General features: G+C 66.5%; 22 protein-coding genes and 1 pseudogene. 10 read left to right on the plus strand and 13 right to left on the minus strand.

Annotation, left to right across the window (positions count from 1 at the left end; translation table 11 throughout):
• Positions 1–131: 131 nt before the first annotated feature.
• Positions 132–725 (minus strand): hypothetical protein, encoded by a 594-nt coding sequence (locus ACOJB8_RS01720; RefSeq protein WP_342946861.1) that lies wholly within the window; start codon positions 723–725, stop codon positions 132–134.
• Between the two features lie 246 nt (positions 726–971).
• Between ACOJB8_RS01720 and ACOJB8_RS01725 the strand changes: the two genes are divergently transcribed.
• The 6 genes from ACOJB8_RS01725 to ACOJB8_RS01750 all read left to right on the plus strand — a co-directional run bounded on the left by ACOJB8_RS01725 (position 972) and on the right by ACOJB8_RS01750 (position 7838).
• Entirely contained in the window at positions 972–2240 is a 1269-nt protein-coding gene (locus tag ACOJB8_RS01725) for an MFS transporter (protein ID WP_342946862.1), read from the plus strand.
• Between the two features lie 169 nt (positions 2241–2409).
• Positions 2410–2874, plus strand: a complete 465-nt coding sequence (locus ACOJB8_RS01730) for a zinc-finger-containing protein (protein ID WP_069261524.1) — start codon at positions 2410–2412, stop codon at positions 2872–2874.
• A gap of 210 nt (positions 2875–3084) precedes the next feature.
• The gene (locus ACOJB8_RS01735) at positions 3085–3483 is read left to right on the plus strand and encodes a hypothetical protein (RefSeq protein WP_342946863.1); all 399 of its coding nucleotides are present in this window, start codon (positions 3085–3087) and stop codon (positions 3481–3483) included.
• Between the two features lie 880 nt (positions 3484–4363).
• Positions 4364–4534, plus strand: coding sequence for a hypothetical protein (locus tag ACOJB8_RS01740; RefSeq protein WP_176732804.1), 171 nt, complete (start codon positions 4364–4366; stop codon positions 4532–4534).
• 206 nt (positions 4535–4740) lie between these two features.
• Positions 4741–6489 (plus strand): ABC transporter permease, encoded by a 1749-nt coding sequence (locus ACOJB8_RS01745; RefSeq protein ID WP_069261522.1) that lies wholly within the window; start codon positions 4741–4743, stop codon positions 6487–6489.
• A gap of 14 nt (positions 6490–6503) precedes the next feature.
• Positions 6504–7838: an ABC transporter ATP-binding protein gene (locus ACOJB8_RS01750; RefSeq protein WP_069261521.1), complete on the plus strand. Its 1335-nt coding sequence runs from the start codon at positions 6504–6506 to the stop codon at positions 7836–7838.
• 84 nt (positions 7839–7922) lie between these two features.
• Here ACOJB8_RS01750 and ACOJB8_RS01755 read toward each other — a convergent pair whose 3' ends face one another.
• Together ACOJB8_RS01755 and ACOJB8_RS01760 are read right to left on the minus strand one after the other, a co-directional pair.
• A complete protein-coding gene (locus ACOJB8_RS01755) occupies positions 7923–8321 on the minus strand; it encodes an FKBP-type peptidyl-prolyl cis-trans isomerase (protein ID WP_069261520.1) in 399 nt (132 codons plus the stop codon).
• A gap of 271 nt (positions 8322–8592) precedes the next feature.
• Positions 8593–11499 (minus strand): mechanosensitive ion channel family protein, encoded by a 2907-nt coding sequence (locus ACOJB8_RS01760; RefSeq protein WP_475010761.1) that lies wholly within the window; start codon positions 11497–11499, stop codon positions 8593–8595.
• Between the two features lie 436 nt (positions 11500–11935).
• On the opposite strand from ACOJB8_RS01760, the gene ACOJB8_RS01765 reads away from it, so the two are divergent.
• Positions 11936–13225 carry an MFS transporter gene (locus ACOJB8_RS01765; RefSeq protein ID WP_342946866.1) on the plus strand — a complete coding sequence of 430 codons (1290 nt, stop codon included), beginning with the start codon at positions 11936–11938 and terminating at the stop codon, positions 13223–13225.
• A gap of 3 nt (positions 13226–13228) precedes the next feature.
• Here the strand turns inward: ACOJB8_RS01765 and ACOJB8_RS01770 are convergent, their stop codons facing one another.
• Complete coding sequence (locus tag ACOJB8_RS01770) at positions 13229–14230, minus strand: 2-dehydropantoate 2-reductase (protein ID WP_475010764.1); 1002 nt, start codon at positions 14228–14230, stop codon at positions 13229–13231.
• Positions 14231–14234: 4 nt separating this feature from the next.
• On the minus strand, positions 14235–15005 hold the full coding sequence (locus ACOJB8_RS01775; RefSeq protein WP_069261516.1) for a class II aldolase/adducin family protein: 771 nt from the start codon (positions 15003–15005) through the stop codon (positions 14235–14237).
• 167 nt (positions 15006–15172) lie between these two features.
• Between ACOJB8_RS01775 and ACOJB8_RS01780 the strand changes: the two genes are divergently transcribed.
• Positions 15173–15616, plus strand: coding sequence for a MarR family winged helix-turn-helix transcriptional regulator (locus tag ACOJB8_RS01780; protein ID WP_069261861.1), 444 nt, complete (start codon positions 15173–15175; stop codon positions 15614–15616).
• Positions 15617–15660: 44 nt separating this feature from the next.
• Here ACOJB8_RS01780 and hpaI read toward each other — a convergent pair whose 3' ends face one another.
• From hpaI to ACOJB8_RS01815, 7 genes and pseudogenes are all read right to left on the minus strand, one after another.
• On the minus strand, positions 15661–16443 hold the full coding sequence (gene hpaI / locus ACOJB8_RS01785) for a 4-hydroxy-2-oxoheptanedioate aldolase (RefSeq protein WP_342946870.1): 783 nt from the start codon (positions 16441–16443) through the stop codon (positions 15661–15663).
• Between the two features lie 16 nt (positions 16444–16459).
• Positions 16460–17263 (minus strand): 2-oxo-hept-4-ene-1,7-dioate hydratase, encoded by an 804-nt coding sequence (hpaH, locus tag ACOJB8_RS01790; RefSeq protein ID WP_475010946.1) that lies wholly within the window; start codon positions 17261–17263, stop codon positions 16460–16462.
• Entirely contained in the window at positions 17263–17673 is a 411-nt protein-coding gene (locus tag ACOJB8_RS01795; protein WP_368682427.1) for a 5-carboxymethyl-2-hydroxymuconate Delta-isomerase, read from the minus strand. Before ACOJB8_RS01795 ends, hpaH begins: the two co-directional genes overlap by 1 nt.
• Before the next feature lie 24 nt (positions 17674–17697).
• Entirely contained in the window at positions 17698–18561 is an 864-nt protein-coding gene (gene hpaD, locus ACOJB8_RS01800) for a 3,4-dihydroxyphenylacetate 2,3-dioxygenase (protein WP_475010769.1), read from the minus strand.
• Positions 18561–20018: a 5-carboxymethyl-2-hydroxymuconate semialdehyde dehydrogenase gene (gene hpaE / locus ACOJB8_RS01805; RefSeq protein ID WP_475010772.1), complete on the minus strand. Its 1458-nt coding sequence runs from the start codon at positions 20016–20018 to the stop codon at positions 18561–18563. Before hpaE ends, hpaD begins: the two co-directional genes overlap by 1 nt.
• A 34-nt stretch (positions 20019–20052) precedes the next feature.
• Positions 20053–20808: a fumarylacetoacetate hydrolase family protein gene (locus ACOJB8_RS01810; RefSeq protein ID WP_342946874.1), complete on the minus strand. Its 756-nt coding sequence runs from the start codon at positions 20806–20808 to the stop codon at positions 20053–20055.
• Positions 20805–21577: pseudogene (locus tag ACOJB8_RS01815) on the minus strand (fumarylacetoacetate hydrolase family protein). Before ACOJB8_RS01815 ends, ACOJB8_RS01810 begins: the two are co-directional and overlap by 4 nt.
• A 188-nt stretch (positions 21578–21765) precedes the next feature.
• Between ACOJB8_RS01815 and hpaR the strand changes: the two are divergent.
• Positions 21766–22164: a homoprotocatechuate degradation operon regulator HpaR gene (hpaR, locus tag ACOJB8_RS01820; protein WP_069261859.1), complete on the plus strand. Its 399-nt coding sequence runs from the start codon at positions 21766–21768 to the stop codon at positions 22162–22164.
• 99 nt (positions 22165–22263) lie between these two features.
• On the opposite strand, the gene ACOJB8_RS01825 is transcribed toward hpaR, so the two are convergent.
• Positions 22264–22575, minus strand: a complete 312-nt coding sequence (locus tag ACOJB8_RS01825) for a thioredoxin family protein (RefSeq protein ID WP_324154874.1) — start codon at positions 22573–22575, stop codon at positions 22264–22266.
• Positions 22576–23204: 629 nt separating this feature from the next.
• Here ACOJB8_RS01825 and ACOJB8_RS01830 point away from each other — a divergent pair.
• Positions 23205–23480 carry a hypothetical protein gene (locus tag ACOJB8_RS01830; protein WP_028207911.1) on the plus strand — a complete coding sequence of 92 codons (276 nt, stop codon included), beginning with the start codon at positions 23205–23207 and terminating at the stop codon, positions 23478–23480.
• The last annotated feature ends 23 nt before the right edge of the window (positions 23481–23503 follow it).

Here is a 23503-nt window from a genome sequence, read left to right on the forward strand (position 1 = left end):
CCGGCTGGGCGCCCCCGGCTGGGCGCCCCCGGCTGGGCGCCCCCGGCTGGGCGCCCCCGGCTGGCTGCGCGTCGAGAGCGCAATATACCATGGAATATAACGAAGGCCGGATAACGGCCGGGGGACGCGGTTCAGGTGGCGGTTTCGCGCATGAGCGTCGTTGCGATGCCGGTGACGGTGACGGCATTGGCCACTGACCAGCCTGCGGCCGCCCCGGACGATTGCGCTTCGCAGCGCGCTTCGAATTGCGCTTCGGCCGCGTTCGCGTGCTGCGCAAGCACATGTTCGACGCCGAGCCCGACGAAGGCCGCATCGAGCCGCTCCAGTTCGGCCACGGTGCGGCGCAGCGCTTCGGTGTCGAGACAGAACGCGTCGCTGAAAAGCGCATCGCGCGTCTTGTCGAGGCGGCGCGCGTCGCGAATCGCGCGCTTGAGTTCGCGCTGACGGGCGAAGCGGGCCACATCGATGCGTCGCGAGAGCGCGACGAGGAGCGGCTGCAGCGACACCCCGGCTGGCGATGCGTGCGCGTCAGCCATGCCGCCACTGCCAGCGCCGTCCCCACGCGCGAGCATGCGCTCGAAGCGCTCGATGCTGTTGCGCAGCCGCCGGAACGCGTCGATCAGGTCGCGGATCAGCTCCGCGCGCTCGTGCCCCGACGCGGGGCGCAGCGTGGTGATCGTGGCCGCGAAGCCGTTCGCACCGGCCGGCGCGGGTACGCGACGCACCTGCGGTATCGATATTGCCGTTGTTGCGCTTACGAGGCGCCGACTACTCGCCAATTCCTGCCTCCGTCTGCTGGATTGTCGTTCGATGTATTTTATAGGATACATCGATTCGGAGACGGAGCGCATGAATCGCGCGGCGCCCGTGTTCCTGTGGCGCCACGCCGCATGAACTAAAATTACCGCTTTGCGCCTCGCTTATTGCCTCGTTGCGTGCGCACCCGATTTTTCGCTTTTTCCCGCTGTTCAATGACCACACCTTCTCCGGAGGCGGCATCCGACGACCCGCCCAGCCTTTCGCGCAATCGCGGTTTCCAGCGCTTCTATGGCGCGCGCGTGCTGTCGTCGCTCGCGTTCCAGATGCTCGCCGTCGCCATGGGCTGGCACATCTACGCGCTCACGCATAGTGCGTTCGCGCTCGGTCTCGTCGGCCTCGCGCAGTTCCTGCCGATGTTCTGCCTCACGCTCGTCGTCGGCCACGTGGCGGACCGCTACGACCGCAGACGCATCGCCTCCGTCTGCCAGCTCATCGAATGCGCCGCCGCCCTGACCTTCGCGGCCGGCACGGTCGGCGGCTGGCTGAGTGCGCCGCTCATCTATGCGCTTGCCGCGTGCGTAGGCGCAGCGCGCGCGTTCGAGTCGCCCGCCATTTCGTCCTTGCTGCCGGGTGTCGTGCCGCGCTCGCAGCTGCCGAACGCGACCGCGTGGTCGACCTCGGCGAACCAGACCGCGAACATCGTCGGCCCGGCGCTGGGCGGCCTGCTGTACGGCATCGGCGCGACGCCGGCCTACGCGGCCTGCTCGCTCGCGTTCGCGGCGGCCGCTACGCTCTCGGGCACGATCCCGCTGCGCGCCAAACCGCCCGCGCGCGCCCCCGTCACGCTCGAATCGGTGTTCTCGGGCATCGCGTTCATCCGTTCGCAGCCCGTCATTCTCGGCGCGCTGTCGCTCGATCTGTTCGCGGTGCTGTTCGGCGGCGCGACGGCACTCTTGCCCGTGTTCGCCCGCGACATCCTGCACGCCGGGCCCATCGCGCTCGGTCTGTTGCGCTCGGCGACGGCCGCGGGCGCGCTGGCGGGCTCGATCTGGCTCGCGCATTTTCCGCTTCGGCGCCGGCCGGGTCTCGCGATGTTCGGCGGCGTGATCGTGTTCGGCTGCGCGACGATCGCGTTCGGGCTGTCGCATGACATCGTCGTGTCGCTGATGGCGCTGGCGGTGCTGGGCGCTTCCGACGTCGTGAGCGTGGTCGTGCGCACGTCGCTCGTGCAGCTGCGCACGCCCGACGAAAAACTCGGCCGCGTGAGCGCGGTCAATTCGCTGTTCATTGGCACGTCGAACCAGCTTGGCGAGTTCGAGTCGGGCCTCACCGCTGGCTGGTGGGGCGCGCAGCGCGCCGTGCTGGTGGGCGGCGTGGCGACGATCTGCGTCGCGCTGCTGTGGATGCGGCTCTTTCCGGCCCTGCGCGACACGCGCTCGCTCGAGCGCGAAGAGGCGCACGCCACCGCCAGCGCGAACTGATCGCGCATGCGGCAACCCGCGGCGCCCCGTTTCGCCGCTGCCGTGCGCCGGGGTTTGCCGTTATCCTTTCGCGAGGGCCCGCTCGCAGCAGCGGAAGTAGCGGACCCCTGTATTTCTCATCCACCCATCAAGTCATGCATCCATCGACCATCGTCCCGAGGAGCGCCGCATGCGCGTAGGCCGCCCCGTCAAGGCGCTGCCGCAGCCGCTGTGCGATTACTGCGGCGCGAAAGCGGTGCTCGCGCGCTTCGCCGACGAGGCCTACCCGTATCGCGACGATCACGGCCCGCTATGGGTCTGCACGCCCTGCGAGGCCTGGATCGGCGTGCCCGCGCGCAGCACGCGCAACGTGCCGCTCGGCCGGCTTGCCAACGCCGCCCTGCGCGACGCCAAGAGCCGCCTGCACGACGCGCTCGAACCGCTGGTGGCCGCGAAGATGCGGCGCGACAAGGTCAACGCCTTCGAGGCACGGGGCAAGGCCATCCGCTGGCTCGGGGACGAACTGGGCTTCGACCTGCCCAATCCGTCGATCCACCTTCTGAGCCTCGAGCAGTGCGAGCGGGCCATCGCGCACATCGAGGCGTTCATGGCCGCGCGACGCGCCGACGGCGGGGGCGAGCGCGAACCGCGCTGAGCCGGCCGCCGCCAGCCGCTTGCCCGCCTGTCAGGCGATGCGCGGCGCATGTCTGTCACTGATAGTTACATTCGATTTGAGGGTCGGCGCTTAACCTTCGGCGCGCCGTGCCGTTATTGCACGGAACAGACTCTTACTTGCCCTTCCATGGCCAGGACCATCCCTTTCCCGCAGCGCTCGCAAGCCGGTCGCCCCCGACGCAGCAAGTCGATGCTGCTGCCGATCCCGCGCGCGGTCGCCAACGAACTCGCGCTGCAGGTGCATCTCGCGCTCGCCGCGCTGCGCCGCGGCGGCACCGGCGACGACGCACGCGCGTTGCTCCATGCTCACGTGCTCGCGCAATCGATTGCGGAGGCCGGATATGGCACGCTCGAGCCGGAACAGGTGCGAGCGGCGGATGCCGCGCTGATCGCCTGTTTCGAGAGCGGCAACACGGGCGGCGGCTGGCAGCTGGACGATGCGGGATTCGAGGCTGTTGCGCAACTCGTGAATGTGTATGACCGCCAGTTGCAAGGCGCGCCGCTGTGGGCGCTGACCGAGGCAAGCGAGCGGCTCGAGCGCATGGGCGCAGGCGATGCCAGCCAGCACGCATTGCGCAAGAGCGCGTGACGCGCGCGACGCCGGGTACGCACATTGCGGCCGGGGTTGAATGACCGTCGCCGCACAGACGCAGTGGGTAGCAGGCAGTATGGTGAAGTGAACGATCCCTCTTTGAAAGACAAGCCGGATCGAGGCGACAGACGGAAGGCCGCCGGCGGGCGATGCATCCCCAAAAAATGCAGGCCGCTCCGATCGAGCCAAGGATGCGCTGTGGCGAACCGGGCGCGTGCCCGAGCGGGCCGCCGGTGCGCGCTGTGGCGACATTGGCACGAGATTTGACGCGGGATGCGAATCGTGTTGACTTCGGACAGGTGGCGCGCCTAAAATTCGCCCGTCTTAACAAAAGGGGCTGACGCCTTGGACAGTAGCAGTTGTCGATCTTCGAACAGTTTCGCTGCCTGACCGGCAGGACGTCCGCGCTCCTTTTCTTCCAGCCGCCGTCTTGCCAGCCAGGCAGATGGTGCGCGTCCAGCAGTAAATCCTCGTGCACTCTTGAATAGCGTCGACCGACGCCGCAGCGCCTTGACCGTATCGAGCGCCGCGGATGGCCGACATCGCGCCGTAAGCCCGCCCTGATCGATGCGCGCTTGCGGCACGGTTCGTTCGTTGCGCCCTGAGCGCGACGCGCGGATCGACACATGCGCGCTTTGAAGCCCTTGAAGCCGCTTCGCGTTCGAGCTACCGACTCGATGCAAGCCCTGGGCTCAGCCGCCGTGACGATAAGGAGTTCCGATGTCTGACAGTGACAGTTATCCGTTATGCCGCTTCCTTTTGAATTGCACTGAGGAAAGCGGGCAGACGCGAGCCGCCGCGCGCTGAAAGATTGCGCCCTGCCGGGTCTGCTGGCTTTCCTCCCCAACGCGTCCCCCGCGACGCCAGGAGAACCAGTATGAACTTCGGCCTTCTTTTGCCGCATCTGTCGCAACTGCAGCAAACGCAGCACACCTTCCATCCCGATCTGCTCGGCGCGCGTGAGCGCGCGAGCGCCCCGCCGCCCTGCCGGGAATCGCGACTTGCCGCGCGCTGGCGAGACCTGCGAGCGCGCGTGTTTCGGGTCTGAATCAGACAAGCAGTAACGGATCCCCGCGCGTATGCCCTGCCGGCCAGGCCGGCCCTACGCGCCGCGCGAGGGATTCGCGCAATAACCCATCGCCGGTGCTTCGACATGAACCAGTTCAACCACACATTGCGAACGACCCGCCGCGCAGCGCGCGCCTGCGCCGGCGTGCTCGTGCCCACGCCAGTACTCGCTAACGGAGGCCGCTAATGGAGTTCAGCTTCAACCTGAACCGCACGGCCAACGCCTCGGCGTGGCGCGTGCTGCCGAACCGCTGGGACTTCGTGGCGTTCCCGCTGATGATCGGCCTGATCGCAATGGCGGCCGTGGGCTTTCACGAGACGATGGCGCCCATTGCCACGTTGAAGGCGCAGCCCATCTCGCTCGATCCCGCGAACCTGCCCGAGTACGCCATGCGCACCACGCTGCGCATGCTCGCGGCGATGGTGGCCTCGCTCATCTTCACGCTCGTGTACGGCACGCTCGCGGCGAAGAGCCGCCGCGCGGGCCAGGTGCTCGTGCCGATTCTCGACATCCTGCAGTCGGTGCCGGTGCTCGGCTACATCTCGTTCACGGTCACGTTCTTTCTCGCGCTCTTTCCCTCGCGCGTGCTGGGGGCCGAGCTTGCGGCGATCTTCGCGATCTTCACGAGCCAGGCCTGGAACATGACCTTCAGCTTCTACCAGTCGCTGCGCACGGTGCCGCGCGATCTGGATGAAGTCTCGCGAGGTTTCCATCTCACGGGCTGGCAGCGCTTCTGGAAGCTCGAGGTGCCGTTCTCGATGCCGGGCCTCATCTGGAACATGATGATGTCGATGTCGGGCGGCTGGTTCTTCGTGGTGGCCTCCGAAGCGATCACGGTGGGCAACAACACGATCACGCTGCCGGGTGTCGGCGCGTATCTGGCCCAGGCGATCGCGGAAAAGAACCTGCACGCCGTGGGCTGGGTGATCCTCGCGATGGTCGTCGTGATTCTCGCGTACGACCAGTTCCTGTTCCGCCCGCTCGTCGCGTGGGCCGACAAGTTCCGCATGGAGAACACGAGCTCGGGCGACGCGCCCGAATCGTGGCTGCTCGACCTGATTCGCCGCACGCGTCTCATTCACCGTCTGCTCGTGCCGATGGGCTTCCTGCTCGCCACGCTCGCGCGCATTCCGTTGCGCGTGCAACTGCCGAAGTCGCTGCCCGTCGTCACCACGATCAGCAAGCGCTCGCGTATCGGCGACATCGTCTGGGCCGCGTTCGTGATCGCGCTGACTGTGTTCGTGGTGTGGCGCGTCGTGGCCTATGTGCGCACGGGCGTCACGCTCGATGAAGTCTGGCACGTGTTCGTGCTCGGCCTCATCACGCTCTTTCGCGTGCTGCTCTTGATCGCTATCGCTTCGGTGATCTGGGTGCCGCTCGGCGTGCTGATCGGCCTGCGTCCGGCGATTGCCGAGAAGGTTCAGCCGCTCGCGCAGTTCCTCGCCGCGTTCCCGGCGAACCTGCTGTTCCCCGTGTTCGTGATCGTGATCGTGCGCTTTCACCTGAACCCGGACATCTGGCTCTCGCCGCTCATCGTGCTCGGCACGCAGTGGTACATCCTCTTCAACGTGATCGCGGGTGCCAGCGCCTATCCGAACGACTACAAGGAAGCGGCCACGAACTTCCGCATTCGCGGCTGGCAATGGTGGAAGAAGGCCATGCTGCCGGGCATTTTCCCGTACTACATCACGGGTGCGATCACGGCTTCCGGCGGCGCATGGAACGCGAGCATCGTCTCCGAGTTCGTGCAGTGGGGCGACACGAAAGTCGTCGCGCATGGCCTCGGCTCGTACATCGCCCAAACGACCGCCGCCGGCGACTTCCCGAAGATCATTCTGGGCATCGCGATGATGTCCCTGTTCGTTACGTTGTTCAATCGCGTGCTCTGGCGTCCGCTGTACACCTACGCCGAGTCCCGGCTGCGCCTCGATTGAGATGGAGTGACATCATGCTGAATCCGAAAATCGTCTCTTCCGACCTGCTGCCGATGCGGCCCGCTCCCGGCCAGGAAGTGCTCGCCGTCAAGCATGTTTCGCGCGGCTTCGCGAAGAAAGAGGACGAGCGCCTCGTGCTCGACGACGTGAACCTCACGCTGCGCGAGGGCGAGATCGTCGGCTTGCTGGGCCGTTCCGGCTCGGGCAAGTCCACGCTGCTGCGCATCATCTCCGGGCTCATCGAGCCGACCGAAGGCGAGGTGAACTGGCTCGGCAAGCCGCTCGAAGGGCCGGCCGAAGGCGTGTCGATGGTGTTCCAGACCTTCGCGCTGTTCCCGTGGCTCACGGTGCTGCAGAACGTGGAAGCGGGCCTCGAAGCGCAGGGCGTGGGCGCGCGCGAGCGCCGCGAGCGGGCGCTGGCGGCCATCGACCTGATCGGTCTGGACGGCTTCGAAAACGCCTATCCGCGTGAGCTTTCGGGCGGCATGCGCCAGCGCGTGGGCTTCGCGCGCGCGCTCGTGGTCGACCCGACGCTCCTGCTCATGGACGAGCCGTTCTCCGCGCTCGACGTGCTGACCGCCGAAACACTGCGTACCGATTTGCTCGACCTGTGGACGCAAGGGCGTCTGCCGATCAAGTCCGTGCTGATCGTCACGCACAACATCGAGGAAGCGGTGTTCATGTGCGACCGCATTCTCGTGTTGTCGTCGAACCCTGGGCGCGTGTCGGCAGAGATCAAGGTGCCGTTCAAGCATCCGCGCAATCGTCTCGATCCGGCGTTCCGCAAGCTCGTCGACGACATCTACGCGAAGATGACGGCGCGCGAAGCCGCCGAGGCCACGACTCGCCGTCTCGAAGTGGGCAGCCGCCTGCCGGACGTGTCGACCAACATCATGGCCGGTCTGATCGAAACGCTGGCGGCCGCACCGTATCACGGCCGCGCCGACATGCCGGAAATCGCGCGCTCGCTGCATCTGGAAGTCGACGACCTGTTCCCGATCGTGGAAATGCTGCAGCAGCTCGGCTTCGCCGACGTGCGCGAAGGCGATGTGCTGCTCACGCCGCCCGCCCGCGTGTTTGCGGAGATGGGCACGCAGGCGCGCAAGCTCATGTTCGCCGATCACCTGCTGCGCAACGTGCCGCTCGCGGCGCGCATCAAGAAGGTGCTCGACGAGCGCCCGGGCCATCGCGCGCCGCGCGTGCGCTTCGAGCAGGAGCTGGAGGACGTGCTTTCCGATGTCGACGCCGAAGAAACGCTCGATACCGTGATCGAGTGGGCGCGTTACGGCGAGGTCTTTTCGTACAACGACCAGTCGGAAATCTTCAGTTTCGAGGACGTCGAGGCGTAAGGCCTGCGTCCCTGCAAAAACAAGAACGGGCGGCGAGGGTGACACCTCAACCGCCCGTTTTTTTGCCTGCAGAATCTGCTGGCCTTATTGGCCGATCCCGATCAGCTCGATTTCGAACGTGAGATCGCTGTTCGGCGGAATCGGGCCGACCGCGCGATCGCCATAAGCGGTCGCCGCCGGGCAGGTCAGCTTCGCCTTGCCGCCGACCTTCATCTTCTGCACGCCTTGCGTCCAGCACGGAATCACGCGATTGAGCGGGAAGGTCGCCGGGCCGCCGTGCTTGTCGGAGCTGTCGAATTCGGTGCCGTTCGCGAGCGTGCCGCGATAGTTCACGCGCACGACGTCGGTGGCCGTGGGCTGCGGACCGGTGCCTTGCTTGATGTGTTCGACGACGACGCCCGACGGCAACTTGTCGATGGGGTTGGCGGCGAACGCGGTCGTTGCAACGGTGGCAGCGGCGACCAGGGCAATCAGTGATTTCATGAGATGTCCTCGTTGAATGGCAAATCGATTATATCGGGCGCGCCGCGCAAGCAGAGGAAAGGTGAGCTTCTTCGGGACTCACCGCGCCGCGCGTGCAGCGCCTCATGCCACCGCTCGCAGACCCTTGATTAGACGGAGAACTTTACCCTGCCAGCGTTGCGCCGCGACGTTGCTCGCCCCGTATCGGTGAGACTTTTCGGGAGATCGATCGGGCGAAGCGACGGGTGAGGCCGGCGCGCGCGAGCCGCGCACCGGCCATGATGTCCACGCATCAATTCGGCTTGCCGCTCGACGACCCGTTACCGTCGCCCGACGCACCGGCGCGGCCGGCGCGCGGCTTGCCGCCTTGCGCGCCCGTCTTCGAAGCGCCATGCGCCTGCGCCCGCGCGCGATCGTTGTCGGTGGCGTCGTCATCGTCGTGATCGTCGCCGTGCGTATGCCCTTCGACATCGTCACCGCGCGCCATGCCCACGAGGAAGTTGCGCTGCGGATTCGCCAGCTCGATGCCGCGTTCCGTGAAGCGCAGCAACACGCGCTTGTTGAACTCGCGCTGCACACCCCAGCGCGCCGAGTCCTTACACTGAATCTGCCCGACGAGCGTGACGGCCGCGCCATCCACCTGATCGACGCCCCAGTATGCGAAGTCGCTGAGAATGCCGTTCTTGAACGCGTCTTCCTTGCGGATCTCGGCGCCGATGTCCTTGAGCGTGTCGATGGCGCGCTGCAGATCCGCGCCATGCGCGATCTGCACCTTCACCGCCGCGTTGCCGATGCCGCGATTCGTGTTGTTCACCGTCGTCACCGAGCTGAACGGCACGGTGTAGAGCGAACCGTCGCCGCCGCGCAGGCGCACGGTGCGGATCGAGAGAAACTCGACCGTGCCCGAGACGCCCGCCACCGTCACCCAGTCGCCCACCTGCATGGCGTTTTCCGTCAACAGGAAGATACCGGTGATGAAGTCCTGCACGAGCTTTTGCGAGCCAAAGCCGAGCGCCACGCCGAAAATACTCGCGCCCGCAATCAGCGGCGCGGTGTTCACGCCGAGCTGCGAGAGCGCGGTGAGCCCGACCACGACGAGGATCGAAACGAGCAGCGTGGTGCGGAACATCGGCAAGAGCGTGCGCAGACGCGCGGCGCGCACGAAGTCGCCCGCGTCGGTCCATGCGTTCAGGCGCCGCTCGGCCGCGCCGTTCGCGAACTCCCAGATCGCGACGGCGGCAATGACGGCGATCACGATAGTGAGGAGTGCAGAGCCCAGCAGATGCCCCATCGGCGCGAGCGCGAGAATGCGTGCGGGACGCAGGCCCCAGACGTGCAGCAGCAGGTCGAGCGAGACGATCCAGATCGCCACGACGACGATGCGCCGCAGTGCCGGGTAATAGCGATACGCACGGCGCTGGCCGAAGCTCATCTTCTCCTGATCGTCGCGCAAGCCGAACGCGCGGCTCAACGCCCCGAGCAGCACGATGGCGCTCACGCGCGCGGCGAGCAGCACGACGAGCGAGAGTCCGCCCGCGCGCAGCAGCGCCGCGTAGCCGCCGCGCAGATCGAGCGCCCAGACGAACCAGAGCGCGAGGACGACGAAGAGCGCCACGGCCACCCAGATGTCGGCAAACCATTGCATGAACCAGGCATACGAGCCATGGCGTGCGGCGGCGGCGCGCATAGCGTCGGCCACGGGGCGGCGCAGCTGCAGGATCATCACGGCAAGCGCGAGGTGGCCGACCAGCGTGACGACCTTCACGAGTGCGAGATGCGCGTCCTCGGTCATGCCGAGCGGCACCGCGCCGCCAATCGCTCCGCCCACGCCGCCGATCACGACGACGCGCACGAGCCAGCGCTGCGCGTAAGCGGCCCAGTCGTCGGGTAGCGGCACGAGGCGCAGCGCGGCGGCGTCGGGCGCGAACAGCAGCTTGCCGAACATCACGATCACGCGGCAGATCACATACGTATCGACGATCTGGCCCACGGCTTCGGCGGGCGCGGCGTCGTCGGGGCCGAAGAGCGACAGCACGCCCGCGGCGCACAGGCCGAAGGCGATCACGGGCACGACTTCGAGCAGCATCACGAGCAACGCGCCCGGCAGACGCTGCAAGAGGCGCCAGTGATGCGCGCCGCGCAGCGCGTGGTACGCCTCTTTCGCGCGGTCGGCGGCGGTTTTTGGCGAGGCGCTGGCGTTGTCCTCGGCTTGCGCCGCGACCACGGTGGCGCGCGCTGCCGCGTTGGCGCCCGCGTTCGCGTTGGGGCCGGCGTTCGGGTCGCTGTCCTTTTCGTCCTGGCCGCTCTTGCCCTCGGCCGGCTCCATGCCGGCGGCTTCGCGCAGGGCGTCTTGTTCCGCGTCGGCCTTCGCATCGGCGGCTTTCGCCTGCGCGGCGAGCGCGAGGCTCGTGCCCGTCGCTTCAGGTGTTTGTGGCTGCGGCGTCGGCGTGCCGCCTTGCGCAGGGCCGGCGTCCTCGCGCTGTTTCGCGGCCTGATGCGCGGCAATGGCGCGCTCCGGCGTGGCGACGACGCGGCGCAGCAGCGTGGCGAGCGCGAGCGCGGGCACGAGCGTGAGCAGCAGCACGCGCAGCAGCGCGAGCATCAGCGCGTGGCCTTCCGGCGTGTTCAGATGGTCCTGCCACCAGTTGCGCGTGGACCAGAGGCCGAGCAGCGTCGCGAACGTATGGCTCAGATGCTGGCCCATCGTGCGCGCGCCGTGCGCCGCGTGATCGGCGATCTGCACGACCAGACCGTTGGAGCGCAATGCGCCCGCGAGCGGCGCCGAAGCGGCTGTGGATGCCGCCGCGCCGGAGGCCGCGGCGGGCGCACTGGCCGCCGCGCTCGCCGAGGCGGGCACGGCCAGCGCGCCAGCGGCGGCGATGGCGCGCAGCGTGTCTTCCATGTGGCCGCGCTGCACGGGATCGTCGAGCACCTGCAGGGCGGCTTGCGCCTGCGTGGGCGTGAGCGCCACGGGGGCGGCCGGGTTGGCCGCGTTGGCATTAGCGGCGGGCGCGGCAGGCTGGGCGGGATGCGCTGGGCTCGCGCCGGGCTTGAACGCTTCGGCGACGGTGGCCGGTGTCGCCGCCGCTGCACGCGACGCGCCGAGCGCGAGCGTCAGGCCGGCTGAAACGGCGAGGACGGCAACGAGAGCTTGCAGGCGCGACGCGCGCGGGAACCGAAAGGCAGAAGAAAGGGACATCCTTGTCATGGGCTTACGGGTCGCGACTGCGGCGACCCTTCAGTGGCGGCGGAGGAAAAGACAGCGGGACAAAACGCGCGGCTGGAAGCGCGTTGGCGCGGCGCATAGCCTGCCGGCGCCCGATTCGTCGGAACGTTCGACGCGCTGCCGCAATTTCGGTGCCCACTTTGTGCGTGGGTGGCCCGCAGGGCGTTTGCGGAACCGCCAAAAAATGGCGCGGCGCGCGAAACGTGAGTGCTGACTATGCCGGGAGTATGCCTCTTTTACCTTACGAACGCGGATGAGACGCGCATGCCGGGCGCCGATAAAAGGGACGTTTCATTGCCATACGCGGTTCGTGGCGTACGCGGGTTTTGATCAGTGGCGCGTGCGCCCGGGCGAATGCTACCGTTGCACGGTCAACATTCAGGCCCGCCAGAGGCCGACGAGGAGAGCCATGAACAGCGTCAGCATGACCGGAGTGCGCAAGGGCAAACTGAGCCGAACGCAGTTGATCGTCGCCGCGACAATCGGCAATGCGCTCGAATTCTTCGATTTCACCGTCTACAGCTTCTTCGCGCTGACCATCGGCAAGCTGTTCTTTCCCACCATGTCGAGCTACGGGCAGTTGCTGGCCTCGGTGGCGACTTTCGGCGTGGGCTTCGTCATGCGGCCGCTGGGCGGCGTGGTGATCGGCGCGTATGCCGACCGCGCCGGACGCAAGCCTGCCATGACGCTCACCATCTTCATGATGGCGCTGGGCTGCATGCTGATCGGCCTCGCCCCCACCTACGCGCAGATCGGGGTGGCTGCGCCGGTCCTGATCGTGTTCGCGCGCTTGCTGCAGGGATTTTCCGCGGGCGGCGAAGTGGGCGCATCCACCACGCTGCTGATCGAGGCGGGCACGCCCGTCAATCGCGGCCTGCTCGGCAGCTGGCAGTTCGCGAGCCAGGGGATGGGCGTTTCGCTCGGCGCATTAACGGCCGGACTCCTGACGACTTTCCTCGCCGCCGACACGCTGCTCGCCTGGGGCTGGCGCGTGCCTTTCCTCATGGGCGTAGCGATCGCGCCGCTCGGTATGTGGATTCGCCGGCGTCTTGACGAGCAGTTGCCGCCGCAGGCGAGCGTGGTGCGCATGCCGGTGCTCGCCGTGCTGCGCGATCACTGGCGGCGCGCGGCGCTCGGCATCCTGCTGACGATCGGCTCCACGGTCACGGCCTATGTCGTCACGTTCTATATGCCGACGTATGCGATTCACGAACTGAAGGTGCCCGCGCCCACGGCCCTGCTGGCGGGGCTCGTTTCCGGCGTCGTGACCTTTCTGGTGGCGCCCGTATCGGGCCTGCTCTGCGACCGGTTCAGCCGCCGCGCGCTGATCTTCTGGCCGCGCGTGGGTGTCTTGCTGTTGATCTACCCGGCGTTCCTGTGGCTCGCGAGCGGCCCGGATGCCGCGCGTCTTTTGATCACCGTAGGCGGCCTGAGCGTGCTGCTTGGGCTGCAGGCCGCGCCCTCCATCACGATGCTGCCCGAGATGTTCCCGCGAGCCGTGCGCGCGACGGGCATGGCTATCGTCTATGGCATCGGCGTGGCGATTTTCGGCGGCTTCGCGCAGACCGTTGCCACCTGGCTCGTGAAGAGCACGGGCAATCTGCTCGCGCCCGCGTGGTACGTGATGGCGTGCGTGGCGATCTCGTGCCTCGCCCTGCCGTTTATTCGCGACCTCACGGGCAAACCGCTCGAGGATTGATGGCTAGCGTTTCTGGCGCGCCGCTTCGAGATTCGAATGGAGTTGGCGCGCCAGACCGTAGAGCATGCCGAGCGACGGCGCCGCGATGCCCACGCGCTGCGCCAGTTCATAGGGCGCGCCAAGAAGTGCTTCGACTTCGAGCGAGCGGCCCGCTTCCACGTCTTGCAGCATCGAGGTCTTGAACGCCCCGAGCTTACGCGTGATCGCGTTGCGTTCCTCGATGGTCATCGCGAGGCGAATGCCGAGCGCTTCGCCGATCGCACGCGCCTCGGCCATGACCGCGCTCACGAGCTGCGCCGTGAGCGGGTCGTCGAGAATCACGTCGGCGGTCGAGCGCGTGAGCGCACTGATGGGGTTCATCGTCATGTTGCCCCAGAGCTTCGCCCAGATATCGGCCTGAATCGGCGCGGCCTTCGTGACCTCGAAGCCGGCCCGCGCAAGCAGCTCGCGCGCTTCCTGTGCGCGCGCGGCCATGTGCGCCGAGCCCTCGCCGACGATCAGATGATTGCCGCCGCCCTTGCGGATCACGCCCGGCCCCGCAATCGACGACGACAGATGCACGACACAGCCCGAAGCCTGCGCGGGCGGCAGCGCCTTCGAGACGACACCACCGGGATCGACCGCTTCGAGCGGGCCATTCGCATGCGTGCCGCCGAAGCCGTGGAGAAACCACCAGGGCACGCCGTTCATCGCCGAGACGATATGCGTGTGCGGGCCCACGAGCGGTGCGAGCGAAGCGGCCGACTGGGCGAGCGCCTGACCCTTCAGGCAAACGAAGACGATGTCTTGCGCGCCGAGCGATGCGGCGTCGTTCGTGGCGTTGACGGCTTGCGTGTAGCGCGTGTCGCCTTCGACGATCGTCAGACCGTCGCGGCGAATCGCTTCCAGATGCGCACCGCGTGCGAGCAGATTTACGGCGATGCCCGCGCGCGCGAGGCGCGCCGCGAGCAGGCCGCCGATCGCACCGCCGCCGACGACGGTGATCTTCCGGTTCGGGGTGTTCAAACTTTCACTCCTGATAAGACGGGTCGATGCGCGTGACACGACGGATCAGCGCGTCGAGCACGTTCTGGCCCGCGCCGTGTTCGGGCGAGAACTGCAAGGCGTCGCGCGTCGAGCGTTCGGTAATGGCGGGCGAGATCGGCAGCGTCTGACCGCGCATCGAATCGGTCACGACCTGCACCTCGCACGCGCGATTGAGCGTCCAGAGCAGCGCAAAAGCGTGCGCGAGGGTCACACCATGCGAAAGCAGCCCGTGGTTGCGCAGAATGAGCAGCCGCTTGTCGCCCATCGACTTCAGGATGCGCGATTTTTCTTCGGCGTGCACGGTGATGCCTTCGAAGTCGTGATACGCGACCATGTCGTGCAGCTGCGCCGAATAGAAGTTCGTATACGCGAGGCCGCCTTCCATGCACGCCACCGCGAGCCCTGCCGTGGTGTGCGTATGCATCACGCAATGCGCGTCTGCCACGTTTGCATGTATCGCGCTGTGAACCACGAAGCCGGCCGGGTTGATCGGATACTCGCTCGGACTCAGGATATTGCCCTCGAGATCGATCTTGACGAGATTCGAGGCCTTGATTTCGTCATACGTGAGCCCGAACGGGTTGATGAGGAAATGCTTGTGCGGCCCGGGCACGCGCAGCGTAATGTGATTGAAGATCAGCTCGGTCCAACCCATGAGATGAAACACGCGATACACAGCGGCGAGTTGCACGCGCACCGCCCATTCCGTGGGGTCGCACCATTCGGGGCGCGTGCGCTGGATGTTTTCATTCATGAAAGTCTCCTCGTGGCGGGCTCTGATCACGCCGATCCTACGCGCAAATAAATGCGTGTGCAAGCATCAAACTTTCCATGAAATGCCTGCAGAACAGCGCTTTCATCGATGCTATCCTGACGGCGTGGCCGCATTTCGCGGCCGGTGAAAACCAGGCGGGAAGATCCATGACGGGGAAGTACAACATCGCGGAGCTGTTCACCTATCGGCTCCATGTGCTCAAGAAGCAGACCGATCGCACGATGAGCGACGCGTTCGAGGCAGCGCTCTCCCTGTCGCTCACGGAGGCGCGGCTGCTGCTCAGCGTGGGCGCGTTCGGATCGTTGTCGGTGTCGGATCTCGGGCGCGTATCGAATCTCGACCGCAGCCAGGCGAGCCGCGCCACCGACGTGCTCGAACGCAAGGGCCTGCTCGCCAAGACCTCGAACGAGGCGGACGGGCGCGGCGTGCTCGTGGCGCTCACGGCGCAGGGGCGCAGTACCTACCGGCGCGCCACGGCGATCTCGAAGGCGACGAACGACGCGATTCTCGCCACGCTGAGCGAGCACGAGCGCGAAGTGCTGGCAAGCGTGCTGGCCAAGCTCATACAGAGCGGGGAAGCGGGCGAATGAAGCGCGCCCCGCGCGCGACGCGATGAACGCGGGATGAACGTGCGTTAGCCGCGCGCCGCAGGCTGGCGGAATTTCGCGGCCAGTTCGCTTGCGCTGCGTGCAAGCAACGACACGTCGCTGCCCACGGCGACGAACGTCGCGCCAGCTTCCAGATATTCGTTCGCTATGACCGGATCGGCCGCGAGCACGCCCGCGCCTTTGCCTTGCGCGCGCACAGTGCGAATGCCGTTGCAGATCGCCTCGCGCACCTGCGGCGAGCCTGGCTGGCCCAGCAGGCCCATCGAAGCGCTCAGGTCCGCGGGCCCGAAGAACACGCCGTCCACGCCTCCTGCCTGCGCGATGGCTTCGAGCTGCGCGAGCGCGCTTGCCGTTTCCACCTGGACCAGCACGCACAGTTCTTCCGCTGCGTGATGCAGATAATCCGCAGAGCCGTTCCAGCGCGAGGCACGCGCAAGCGCGCTGCCCACGCCGCGCACGCCGTGCGGCGGATAGCGCGTCGCGGCGACGGCGGCGCGTGCCTCCTCGGCGTTCTCGATCATCGGCACGAGCAGGGTTTGCGTGCCGATGTCGAGCAGTTGCTTGATGATGGCCGCGTCGTTGCGCACGGGCCGCACAATCGCGTGCGTGGGGTAGGGTGCGACGGCCTGCAGTTGCGCGAGCGTGCTGCGCAAATCATTGGGCGCGTGCTCGCCGTCGATCAGCAGCCAGTCGAAGCCCGTGTTCGCAAGCAGTTCGGTTACGTACGAGTCGGCGAGTGCGGCCCACAGGCCGATTTGCGGGCGGCCTTGCGCGAGCGCGCGCTTGAACGGGTTGGCGGGTACGGCCATGATGACGGCATCCTGATCAGATGAAATGGAAGCCGATGCCGCCCAGCGGCCCGTAATCGGCATGGAACGTATCGCCCGCGCGTGCCGGAATCGGCGCCGTGAACGAGCCGCTCAGGATCACGTCGCCGGCTTCCAGGCGCTCGTCGTGGCGCGCGATCTTGTTGGCGAGCCAGGCAACGCCGGTTGCCGGATGGTCGAGCACCGCGGCGGCCAGGCCGCTTTCCTCTACGGCGCCGTTCCTGTAGAGCAGCGCGCCGACCCAGCGCAGGTCCACGTCGAGCGGCTTGACCGGGCGGCCGCCCAGCACGACGCCCGCGTTGGCGGCGAAGTCGGAAATCGTGTCGAACACCTTGCGCGGCGCGTGGGTTTCGCGGTCGAACTGCTCGATGCGCGCGTCGATGATCTCGATGGCCGGCGTCACATAGGCCGTTGCATCGAGCACATCGAAGAGCTTGACGTCGGGCCCTTGCAGTGGCCGGTTCAGCACGAACGCCAATTCCACTTCCACACGCGGCGCGATGAAGCGTTCCGCGCGAATCTCGCTGCCTGCCGGGATGAACATGCTGTCGAGCAGCGGCGCATAGTCGGGCTCGTCGATCTGCGACGCGCGCTGCATGGCGCGCGACGTCAGGCCGATTTTTCGGCCCTTGATCGTGTGGCCCGCGGCGAGCTTGAGTTTGACCCACTCGCGCTGGATCGCGTAGCCGTCGTCGATTGTCATCTCCGGATGCAACCGCGAAAAATGCCGCAGCTGCGTGCGCGTGCGTTCCGCTTCGTCGAGCCGTGCGGCCAGCTCGCAGATGGTTTGCTGATCTAGCATCATGAACTCGCGTTTTTGAGCCGGGCGTGCAGGTTGTTGTGCTTCCACGCGCCTTCCTCGCTGAACTCGACGATTTCGAGCGAGAGCGCGAGGCCGTGCGACGCGAAGGCTTGTTCGAAGTGCTGCTTGATCGCCTCGAAGAGCGCATCGCCCGTCGCCCGTCGCACGGCCTGGGAGCGGCCTGCGCCGATCTTCAGGCAGCCGTGCAGAAAGGCGTTCCCGGGGTTGCCGTCGGCAATGAAGTACTGCTCGCAGCGCAGCGCACGGGTGCGAATGCCGCCGCGTGGATACACGCGCGCGCCGTTCTCGTCGCGTTGTGCATCGAGCACGTGCGCGAGCGATTCGCATAGCTGACCCATGCTGCTCGCATCCGCGAGATTCGCGCTGTATTCGAGGGTGAGATGGGGCATGGCGTTCTCCCGTGTTTGAGCCGCTTAAGCCGGTAGCGGCATGACCGGCAGGATGGCGTTGATCTGCCCTGTGCCGGAGCTGCCGAAATACGGCGTGACGACTTCCGCCCGGCCTTCGTAGCGGTCCCACCCGAGCGCGCCGAGCAGCATGGCCGTGTCGTGCATACCGCCTTCACCCCAGCACTTTTCGTTGTACATCGGCAGCATGTCGCAGAAGGTTTTCCAGTCGCCACGCTCCCACATCGCCACGACGTTGCGATCGGTCGCTTCGAGAAACGGGTCCCAGACCTTGTGCATGAAGGCTTCGGCCGTGCCGTTGTTGGCGAAGTGGTGGCTCAGCGACCCGCTCGCGAGTATCGCCACCGTGCCGTCGTAGCGCTCTTCGATCGCGCGGCGCACGGCCAGGCCAAAGCGCGCGCTGGTGGCGAGGTCGTGCCACATGCACCAGCCCGCCACCGAAACCGTGCGGAAATGTTCGTCGCCGTTCATGTAGCGCATGGGGACGAGCGTGCCGTATTCGAGGTCGAGCGTCGTTTCGCTATGGGCGCGGGTCTTGACGCCCATTTCGTTCGCGACATCGGCAATCAGATGGCCAAGCCGCGGATTGCCGGGGTACGCATACGGCATGTTCTTGATGAAATGCGGCAGCTCGTTGCTCGTGTAGACGCCTTCGAAGCGCGGTGCACAGTTGATGTGATACTCGCTGTTCACGAGCCAGTGCACATCGAACACGACGATCGTATCGACGCCCAGCTCGCGGCAGCGGCGGCCGATCTCGTGATGGCCGTCGATGGCCGCCTGGCGGCAGCCTTTGTGGGGGCCGTCCAGTTCGGAGAGGTACAGCGAAGGCACGTGCGTGACCTTGGCCGCCAGCGCGAGATTGCCCATTACACGCCCCAGTGCGGAATGTGATGCGAGCCGAGCGAAACACACACGTTCTTCGGCTCGAGGAACACTTCGTAGCTCCACGTACCGCCTTCGCGGCCGACGCCTGAAGCCTTCGTGCCGCCGAACGGCTGGCGCAGGTCGCGCACGTTCTGGCTGTTCACGAAGCACATGCCCGCTTCGACGGCGGCGGCCACGCGCAGCGCGCGGCCGGTGTTCTCGGTCCACACGTAGCTGGACAGACCATAGGCGATGTCGTTGGCAAGGCGGATCGCATGAGCCTCGTCGTCGAAGGGAATCAGGCACGCCACCGGGCCAAAGATCTCTTCCTGCGCAATGCGCATGCGGTTATCGACATCGACAAACACGGTCGGCTGAACGAAGTTTCCATTCTTCACCGCGTCGGGCAGCGCCGGCGCGTCGAGGCCGCCGCACGCGAGCGTCGCGCCTTCCTTCGGTCCGAGCTCGATATAGCTGCGTACCTTCGCGAGATGGCCCTGGCTGATCATCGGGCCGACGATGGTTGTCTCGTCGAGCGGATCGCCTACGCTGATGCGCTTCGCACGCTCGACGAAGCGCTCGGCGAACTTCGCGTAGATCGAACGCTGCACGAGAATGCGCGAGCCCGCCGTGCAGCGCTCGCCGTTGTTCGAGAAGATCATGAACACGGCGGCGTCGAGCGCGCGTTCGAAATCGGCGTCGTCGAAGATCACGAACGGGGATTTGCCGCCCAGCTCCATCGAGAACTTCTTGAGGCCCGCGGCCTGCACGATACGGTTGCCCGTAGCCGTCGAGCCCGTGAACGAAACGGCGCGCACGTCGGGGTGCGCGACGAGCGGCTCGCCCGCTTCCTTGCCATAGCCGTGCACGACATTGAGCACGCCCGCCGGAATGCCGGCATCGAGCGCGAGCTGGCCGAGCATCGAGGCCGTGAGCGGCGATAGCTCGCTCATCTTCAGCACGGCGGTATTGCCGAACGCGAGGCAGGGCGCGACCTTCCACGTGGCGGTCATGAACGGCACGTTCCAGGGCGAGATGAGCGCGCACACGCCCACGGGATGAAACAGCGTGTAGTTCAGATGCGTGGCCGTGGGGTAGGTGTGGCCGTCCACGGCGGTGCAGACTTCGGCGAAGTAGCTGAAGTTGTCGGCGGCGCGCGGCACGAGTTGCTTGCCGGTTTGCGAAATGGTCTGGCCGGTGTCCTTCGTTTCGGTCTGCGCGATTTCGGGCACGTTCTTCGCGATCAGCTCGCCGAGCTTGCGGATCGCCTTCGCGCGCTCCGCGGCGGGCGTTGCCGCCCAGGCGGGAAAGGCGTCTTTCGCGGCGCGCACCGCGAGATCGACTTCCTCTGCGCCGCCGCGCGCGACTTCCGCGAGCACGTCCTGGTTCGCGGGATTCACGGTTTCGAAGTAGTCGCGTCCGCTGTGTGCGCGGCCGTTGATCAGATGGTCGATTCGCATGTCTAACGTAGTCCGTGTTCGATTCGTTGGCGGATCAGCGCCCGTAGTCGGCGTCGCTCGCGACGGTGTTGACGAGACGGCCCAGACCGTCGATCTCGCAGACGACTTCGTCGCCTGCATTCACGTTGACGACGCCTTCGGGCGTGCCGGTCAGAACGACGTCGCCGGGGGCGAGCGTCATGAAGCCGCTCAAATACTCGATGAGTTCCGCGATGCCGGTGACGAAATCGCGCGTGTTGCCGTTCTGCTTGAGTTCGCCGTTCACGTAAGTGCGCAGGCCGAGAGCGTTGACGTCGGCGACATCGGCGGCGTCGACGAACCAGGGGCCCAGCACGGTGCCGCCGTCGCGGTTCTTCACGCGCAGGTTCGGGCGGTAGTAGTTCTCCAGATAGTCGCGGATCGCGTAGTCGTTCGCGATCGTGTAGCCGGCCACGTACTGCATGGCGTCCTCGCGTTTCACGTGCTGCGCGGTGCGGCCGATCACGACGGCGAGCTCGCACTCGTAGTGCATGAACGTGACGTCGGCGGGGCGGCGCGTGGTGCCGCGATGGCCGATCACGCTGCCCGGCCCCTTGAGGAACACGAGCGGCTCTTCCTGCTTCGAGAACTGCAGTTCTTTGGCGTGCTCGGCGTAATTGAGCCCGAGTGCGAAGATCGTGCCGGGCTCGAACGGCGCGAGCCAGACGACTTCGTGTTCCTCGCGCACGCGGCCGTCGGCGAGCCGCACGCGGTCTCCTTCGGGCGTGGCTTCGTGGATGGCGCCTGCATAGGCAACGCGTGCGCGCATCATGCTTGTGCTCCCAGCGCCACGTCTGCCGCGACGAATTCGATTTCGAGCGGCGACCAGTCTCCAATGGAGATCGCTGCACGCGCACCGGCCTGAACCACGGGTGCGCCGTGCGGCACGCCGAGCGTGATGACGTCGCCGGGGGCGAGCGTCATGAAGTCGGTGACATCGGCGAGCAACTGGGCGACGCCGCGAACGCTCGTGGCCGTCGTTGCATGGAAGGCCGCGCCGCCTTCGACGTTGACCGCAACGGCAAGTTCATCCGGATCGGCCACATGCCGGCGCGCGACCACGGCGGGGCCGATTACGCAGAAGTTGTCGCGTGCGCGAAACCGCACCGAGGGGCGATAGACGCTCGCATGCGGCACGCTCAGATCGGCCACGAGCGTATACCCCGCGATGTAATCGAACGCTTCATGTGCGGCGACGCGCGCGGCGGTGCGCCCGATCACGACGCCGAGCGATGCGCCCACCTGGACGCCCTCGCCGCCGGGCACGGCCACGCGCGCGCGGTGGCCTGCGAGCGTGTTGCGCGGCTTCAGGTAGAGAACGGGCGCGCGCGGCGGCGCCTTGTAAGGGGGCGCGTTCACGGCGTCGCCCAGCGCTTCGAGCGCGTGGCGGTCGTTGAGCAGCGTGCCGTAGACAGCGCCGCTCACCGGCGCCCGGCAACGCGCACCTGTGGCGAGCAGCCCGCGCACGGCAGCGGCGCTGACGTCGCGCGGCAAGGCCTCGCCTTCGACGCGTGCAGCAGATGATCGGCAACGGAAAACATGGCTTGGATTGGCTTCACGGAAACACTAATATGTGAGTGATAGTGCGCTTGCTATGATCCGTCGTCAATCGTCGATGAGAACTTTTCGGGTTTCTCCTGGGCCTGTTCGTCGAATTCTTCGTTTAGCTGAAACCGCCATGTCCGATACTTCGCGCCCGACCACTCGCGTTGCGCACCGCAACCTGCCCATGCTGCTGCTGCGCGCGCGCGAAAAGATGATGGAACGCTTTCGCCCGCTCATCACGTCGCACGGCCTCACCGAGCAGCAGTGGCGCGTGATCCGCGCGCTCAATGAAAGCGGACCGCTCGAGCCGCGGCAGATTTCCGACCTGTGCACGATCTCCAGCCCGAGCATGGCGGGCGTGCTCGCACGTATGGAGACGCTCGGCCTCGTGACGAAGGAGCGTTTCGCCGACGACCAGCGGCGCGTGCTCGTCTCGCTCACGAAGAAGAGCCATCAACTCGTGAAAGCGATTTCGAACGAATTGGAGGCGCGCTACAAGGCGCTGGAAGCGGAGGTGGGGCCGGAGGTGGTCGAGCGTGTGTATCGCGCGATCGACGATCTGCTCGCCGGCCTGGAGGCGTGAGCGCGGCGGGCGCTTTCGGGCGCGCCCGCGGGCAAAGGTGAGGCTTTTCGGGAGCGGTCTGCGCCGATCGTTCGGACCGCGTAGGAGGGCGTGGCGCGACTACGCGAGCGAAGCGAACGCCTCGTCGAGTTCGGCGGCGTTTTGTGGACGCACCACGCGCGCGACCTCCACACCGTCGCGCAGGAAAATGAGTGTGGGCCAGAGCTTCACGCGAAACGAGCGGCCGAGCGCGCGGCCCGGTCCGTCTTCCACTTTCAGGCGACGCACCTGCGGATTACGCTCGAACGCCGCGCCGATCAGCGGTTGCGCACCCTGACAATAGCCGCACCAGTCGGTGCCGAATTCGACGACGGCGGCCCCGCTGAGCGAGTCGATTTCCTTGCGGGCGGGCGCGTTCGTGGCGTAGCTCATCGTGTGATTCCTCGTATTGGCATCTGCAGACATCCACATACGATACCGCATCGCGCGGCAACGTTCAGGCATCGCATTGGACGCCCCAAATGGACAGTCGCGCGAGAGGTGAGGCTTTTCGGGAGTGAGCAGGTTGCCAACCGGTCACGCACCTTGAACGGAGCGGCACGAGCGCGCGGGACGTGCCGCCATGAGCAGAAGTACCTTGAAAACAAGGGTGAAATGCAAATCCGGCGTGGGGTGCGGTGAGCGCGAACCGATCGGCAGACGCACTCGAAGCGGCGAGAATCCACGTTTCGAAGCGCAATGGTGAGCGTTTGCGGGAGAGGTCGTAACGCGCCATCGGCGCTCGTGTGAAGCGAGGCGAGGCACCTGCCGATCCATCGTGCGAAATCCACATTAGCCCTGATTTCAAGGCTTTTTTAGTCCCCGGGCGTGACGAAGCGACAAGCCGTCGCGCTCGCGGCTTCTGCGCGTGGGCGGCAAAGGTGAGAAGATTCGGGAGTGCGCTTTGCGTTGCTCCTCGCGCTGCCGGGCCTCGAATGGACGCCCGCACCCGATGGGTATATAACATTAAAAAAGTGCGTGATTCTTTTGACTACTGCTCACCAAGGGAGATCGAGTTCATCATGACGAGCGACGACAAGCAAAAGCAGGACGCTCAAAAGCCTGGCGCCGGTTCATCGCAACCGGATCTGGAGAGCCTGAACGCCGCCTTCAGCCACGTCGACGAAGGCGTGAAGTCCGGCAAGATCGCGGCGGGCGCGGCCAAGGGCCTCGTCTTCAGCCTCGTCGAAACGCTGGGCGCGCTGGTGGGCGACCCCGACCTGCCGCAACACGCGCGTTCGGGCTACGAAGGCTTGCTCGAAGCCGCGCGCGAACTGCGCGCCAAGCTGGAGCACTAATCGTTCTCAACGCGTGCGGCGGC

The sequence above is a fragment of the Paraburkholderia sp. BR10141 genome (assembly GCF_056155635.1).

Excerpts from the sequence above, each read along its gene's own strand:
- ACOJB8_RS01725 (WP_342946862.1), top strand. The coding sequence starts at position 972 with ATGACCACACCTTCTCCGGAGGCGGCATCCGACGACCCGCCCAGCCTT.
- ACOJB8_RS01730 (WP_069261524.1), top strand. The coding sequence starts at position 2,410 with ATGCGCGTAGGCCGCCCCGTCAAGGCGCTGCCGCAGCCGCTGTGCGAT.
- ACOJB8_RS01735 (WP_342946863.1), top strand. The coding sequence starts at position 3,085 with ATGCTGCTGCCGATCCCGCGCGCGGTCGCCAACGAACTCGCGCTGCAG.
- ACOJB8_RS01740 (WP_176732804.1), top strand. The coding sequence starts at position 4,364 with ATGAACTTCGGCCTTCTTTTGCCGCATCTGTCGCAACTGCAGCAAACG.
- ACOJB8_RS01745 (WP_069261522.1), top strand. The coding sequence starts at position 4,741 with ATGGAGTTCAGCTTCAACCTGAACCGCACGGCCAACGCCTCGGCGTGG.
- ACOJB8_RS01750 (WP_069261521.1), top strand. The coding sequence starts at position 6,504 with ATGCTGAATCCGAAAATCGTCTCTTCCGACCTGCTGCCGATGCGGCCC.
- ACOJB8_RS01755 (WP_069261520.1), bottom strand. The coding sequence starts at position 8,321 with ATGAAATCACTGATTGCCCTGGTCGCCGCTGCCACCGTTGCAACGACC.
- ACOJB8_RS01760 (WP_475010761.1), bottom strand. The coding sequence starts at position 11,499 with ATGTCCCTTTCTTCTGCCTTTCGGTTCCCGCGCGCGTCGCGCCTGCAA.
- ACOJB8_RS01765 (WP_342946866.1), top strand. The coding sequence starts at position 11,936 with ATGAACAGCGTCAGCATGACCGGAGTGCGCAAGGGCAAACTGAGCCGA.
- ACOJB8_RS01775 (WP_069261516.1), bottom strand. The coding sequence starts at position 15,005 with ATGAATGAAAACATCCAGCGCACGCGCCCCGAATGGTGCGACCCCACG.
- ACOJB8_RS01780 (WP_069261861.1), top strand. The coding sequence starts at position 15,173 with ATGACGGGGAAGTACAACATCGCGGAGCTGTTCACCTATCGGCTCCAT.
- hpaI (WP_342946870.1), bottom strand. The coding sequence starts at position 16,443 with ATGGCCGTACCCGCCAACCCGTTCAAGCGCGCGCTCGCGCAAGGCCGC.
- hpaH (WP_475010946.1), bottom strand. The coding sequence starts at position 17,263 with ATGCTAGATCAGCAAACCATCTGCGAGCTGGCCGCACGGCTCGACGAA.
- ACOJB8_RS01795 (WP_368682427.1), bottom strand. The coding sequence starts at position 17,673 with ATGCCCCATCTCACCCTCGAATACAGCGCGAATCTCGCGGATGCGAGC.
- hpaD (WP_475010769.1), bottom strand. The coding sequence starts at position 18,561 with ATGGGCAATCTCGCGCTGGCGGCCAAGGTCACGCACGTGCCTTCGCTG.
- hpaE (WP_475010772.1), bottom strand. The coding sequence starts at position 20,018 with ATGCGAATCGACCATCTGATCAACGGCCGCGCACACAGCGGACGCGAC.
- ACOJB8_RS01810 (WP_342946874.1), bottom strand. The coding sequence starts at position 20,808 with ATGATGCGCGCACGCGTTGCCTATGCAGGCGCCATCCACGAAGCCACG.
- hpaR (WP_069261859.1), top strand. The coding sequence starts at position 21,766 with ATGCTGCTGCTGCGCGCGCGCGAAAAGATGATGGAACGCTTTCGCCCG.
- ACOJB8_RS01825 (WP_324154874.1), bottom strand. The coding sequence starts at position 22,575 with ATGAGCTACGCCACGAACGCGCCCGCCCGCAAGGAAATCGACTCGCTC.
- ACOJB8_RS01830 (WP_028207911.1), top strand. The coding sequence starts at position 23,205 with ATGACGAGCGACGACAAGCAAAAGCAGGACGCTCAAAAGCCTGGCGCC.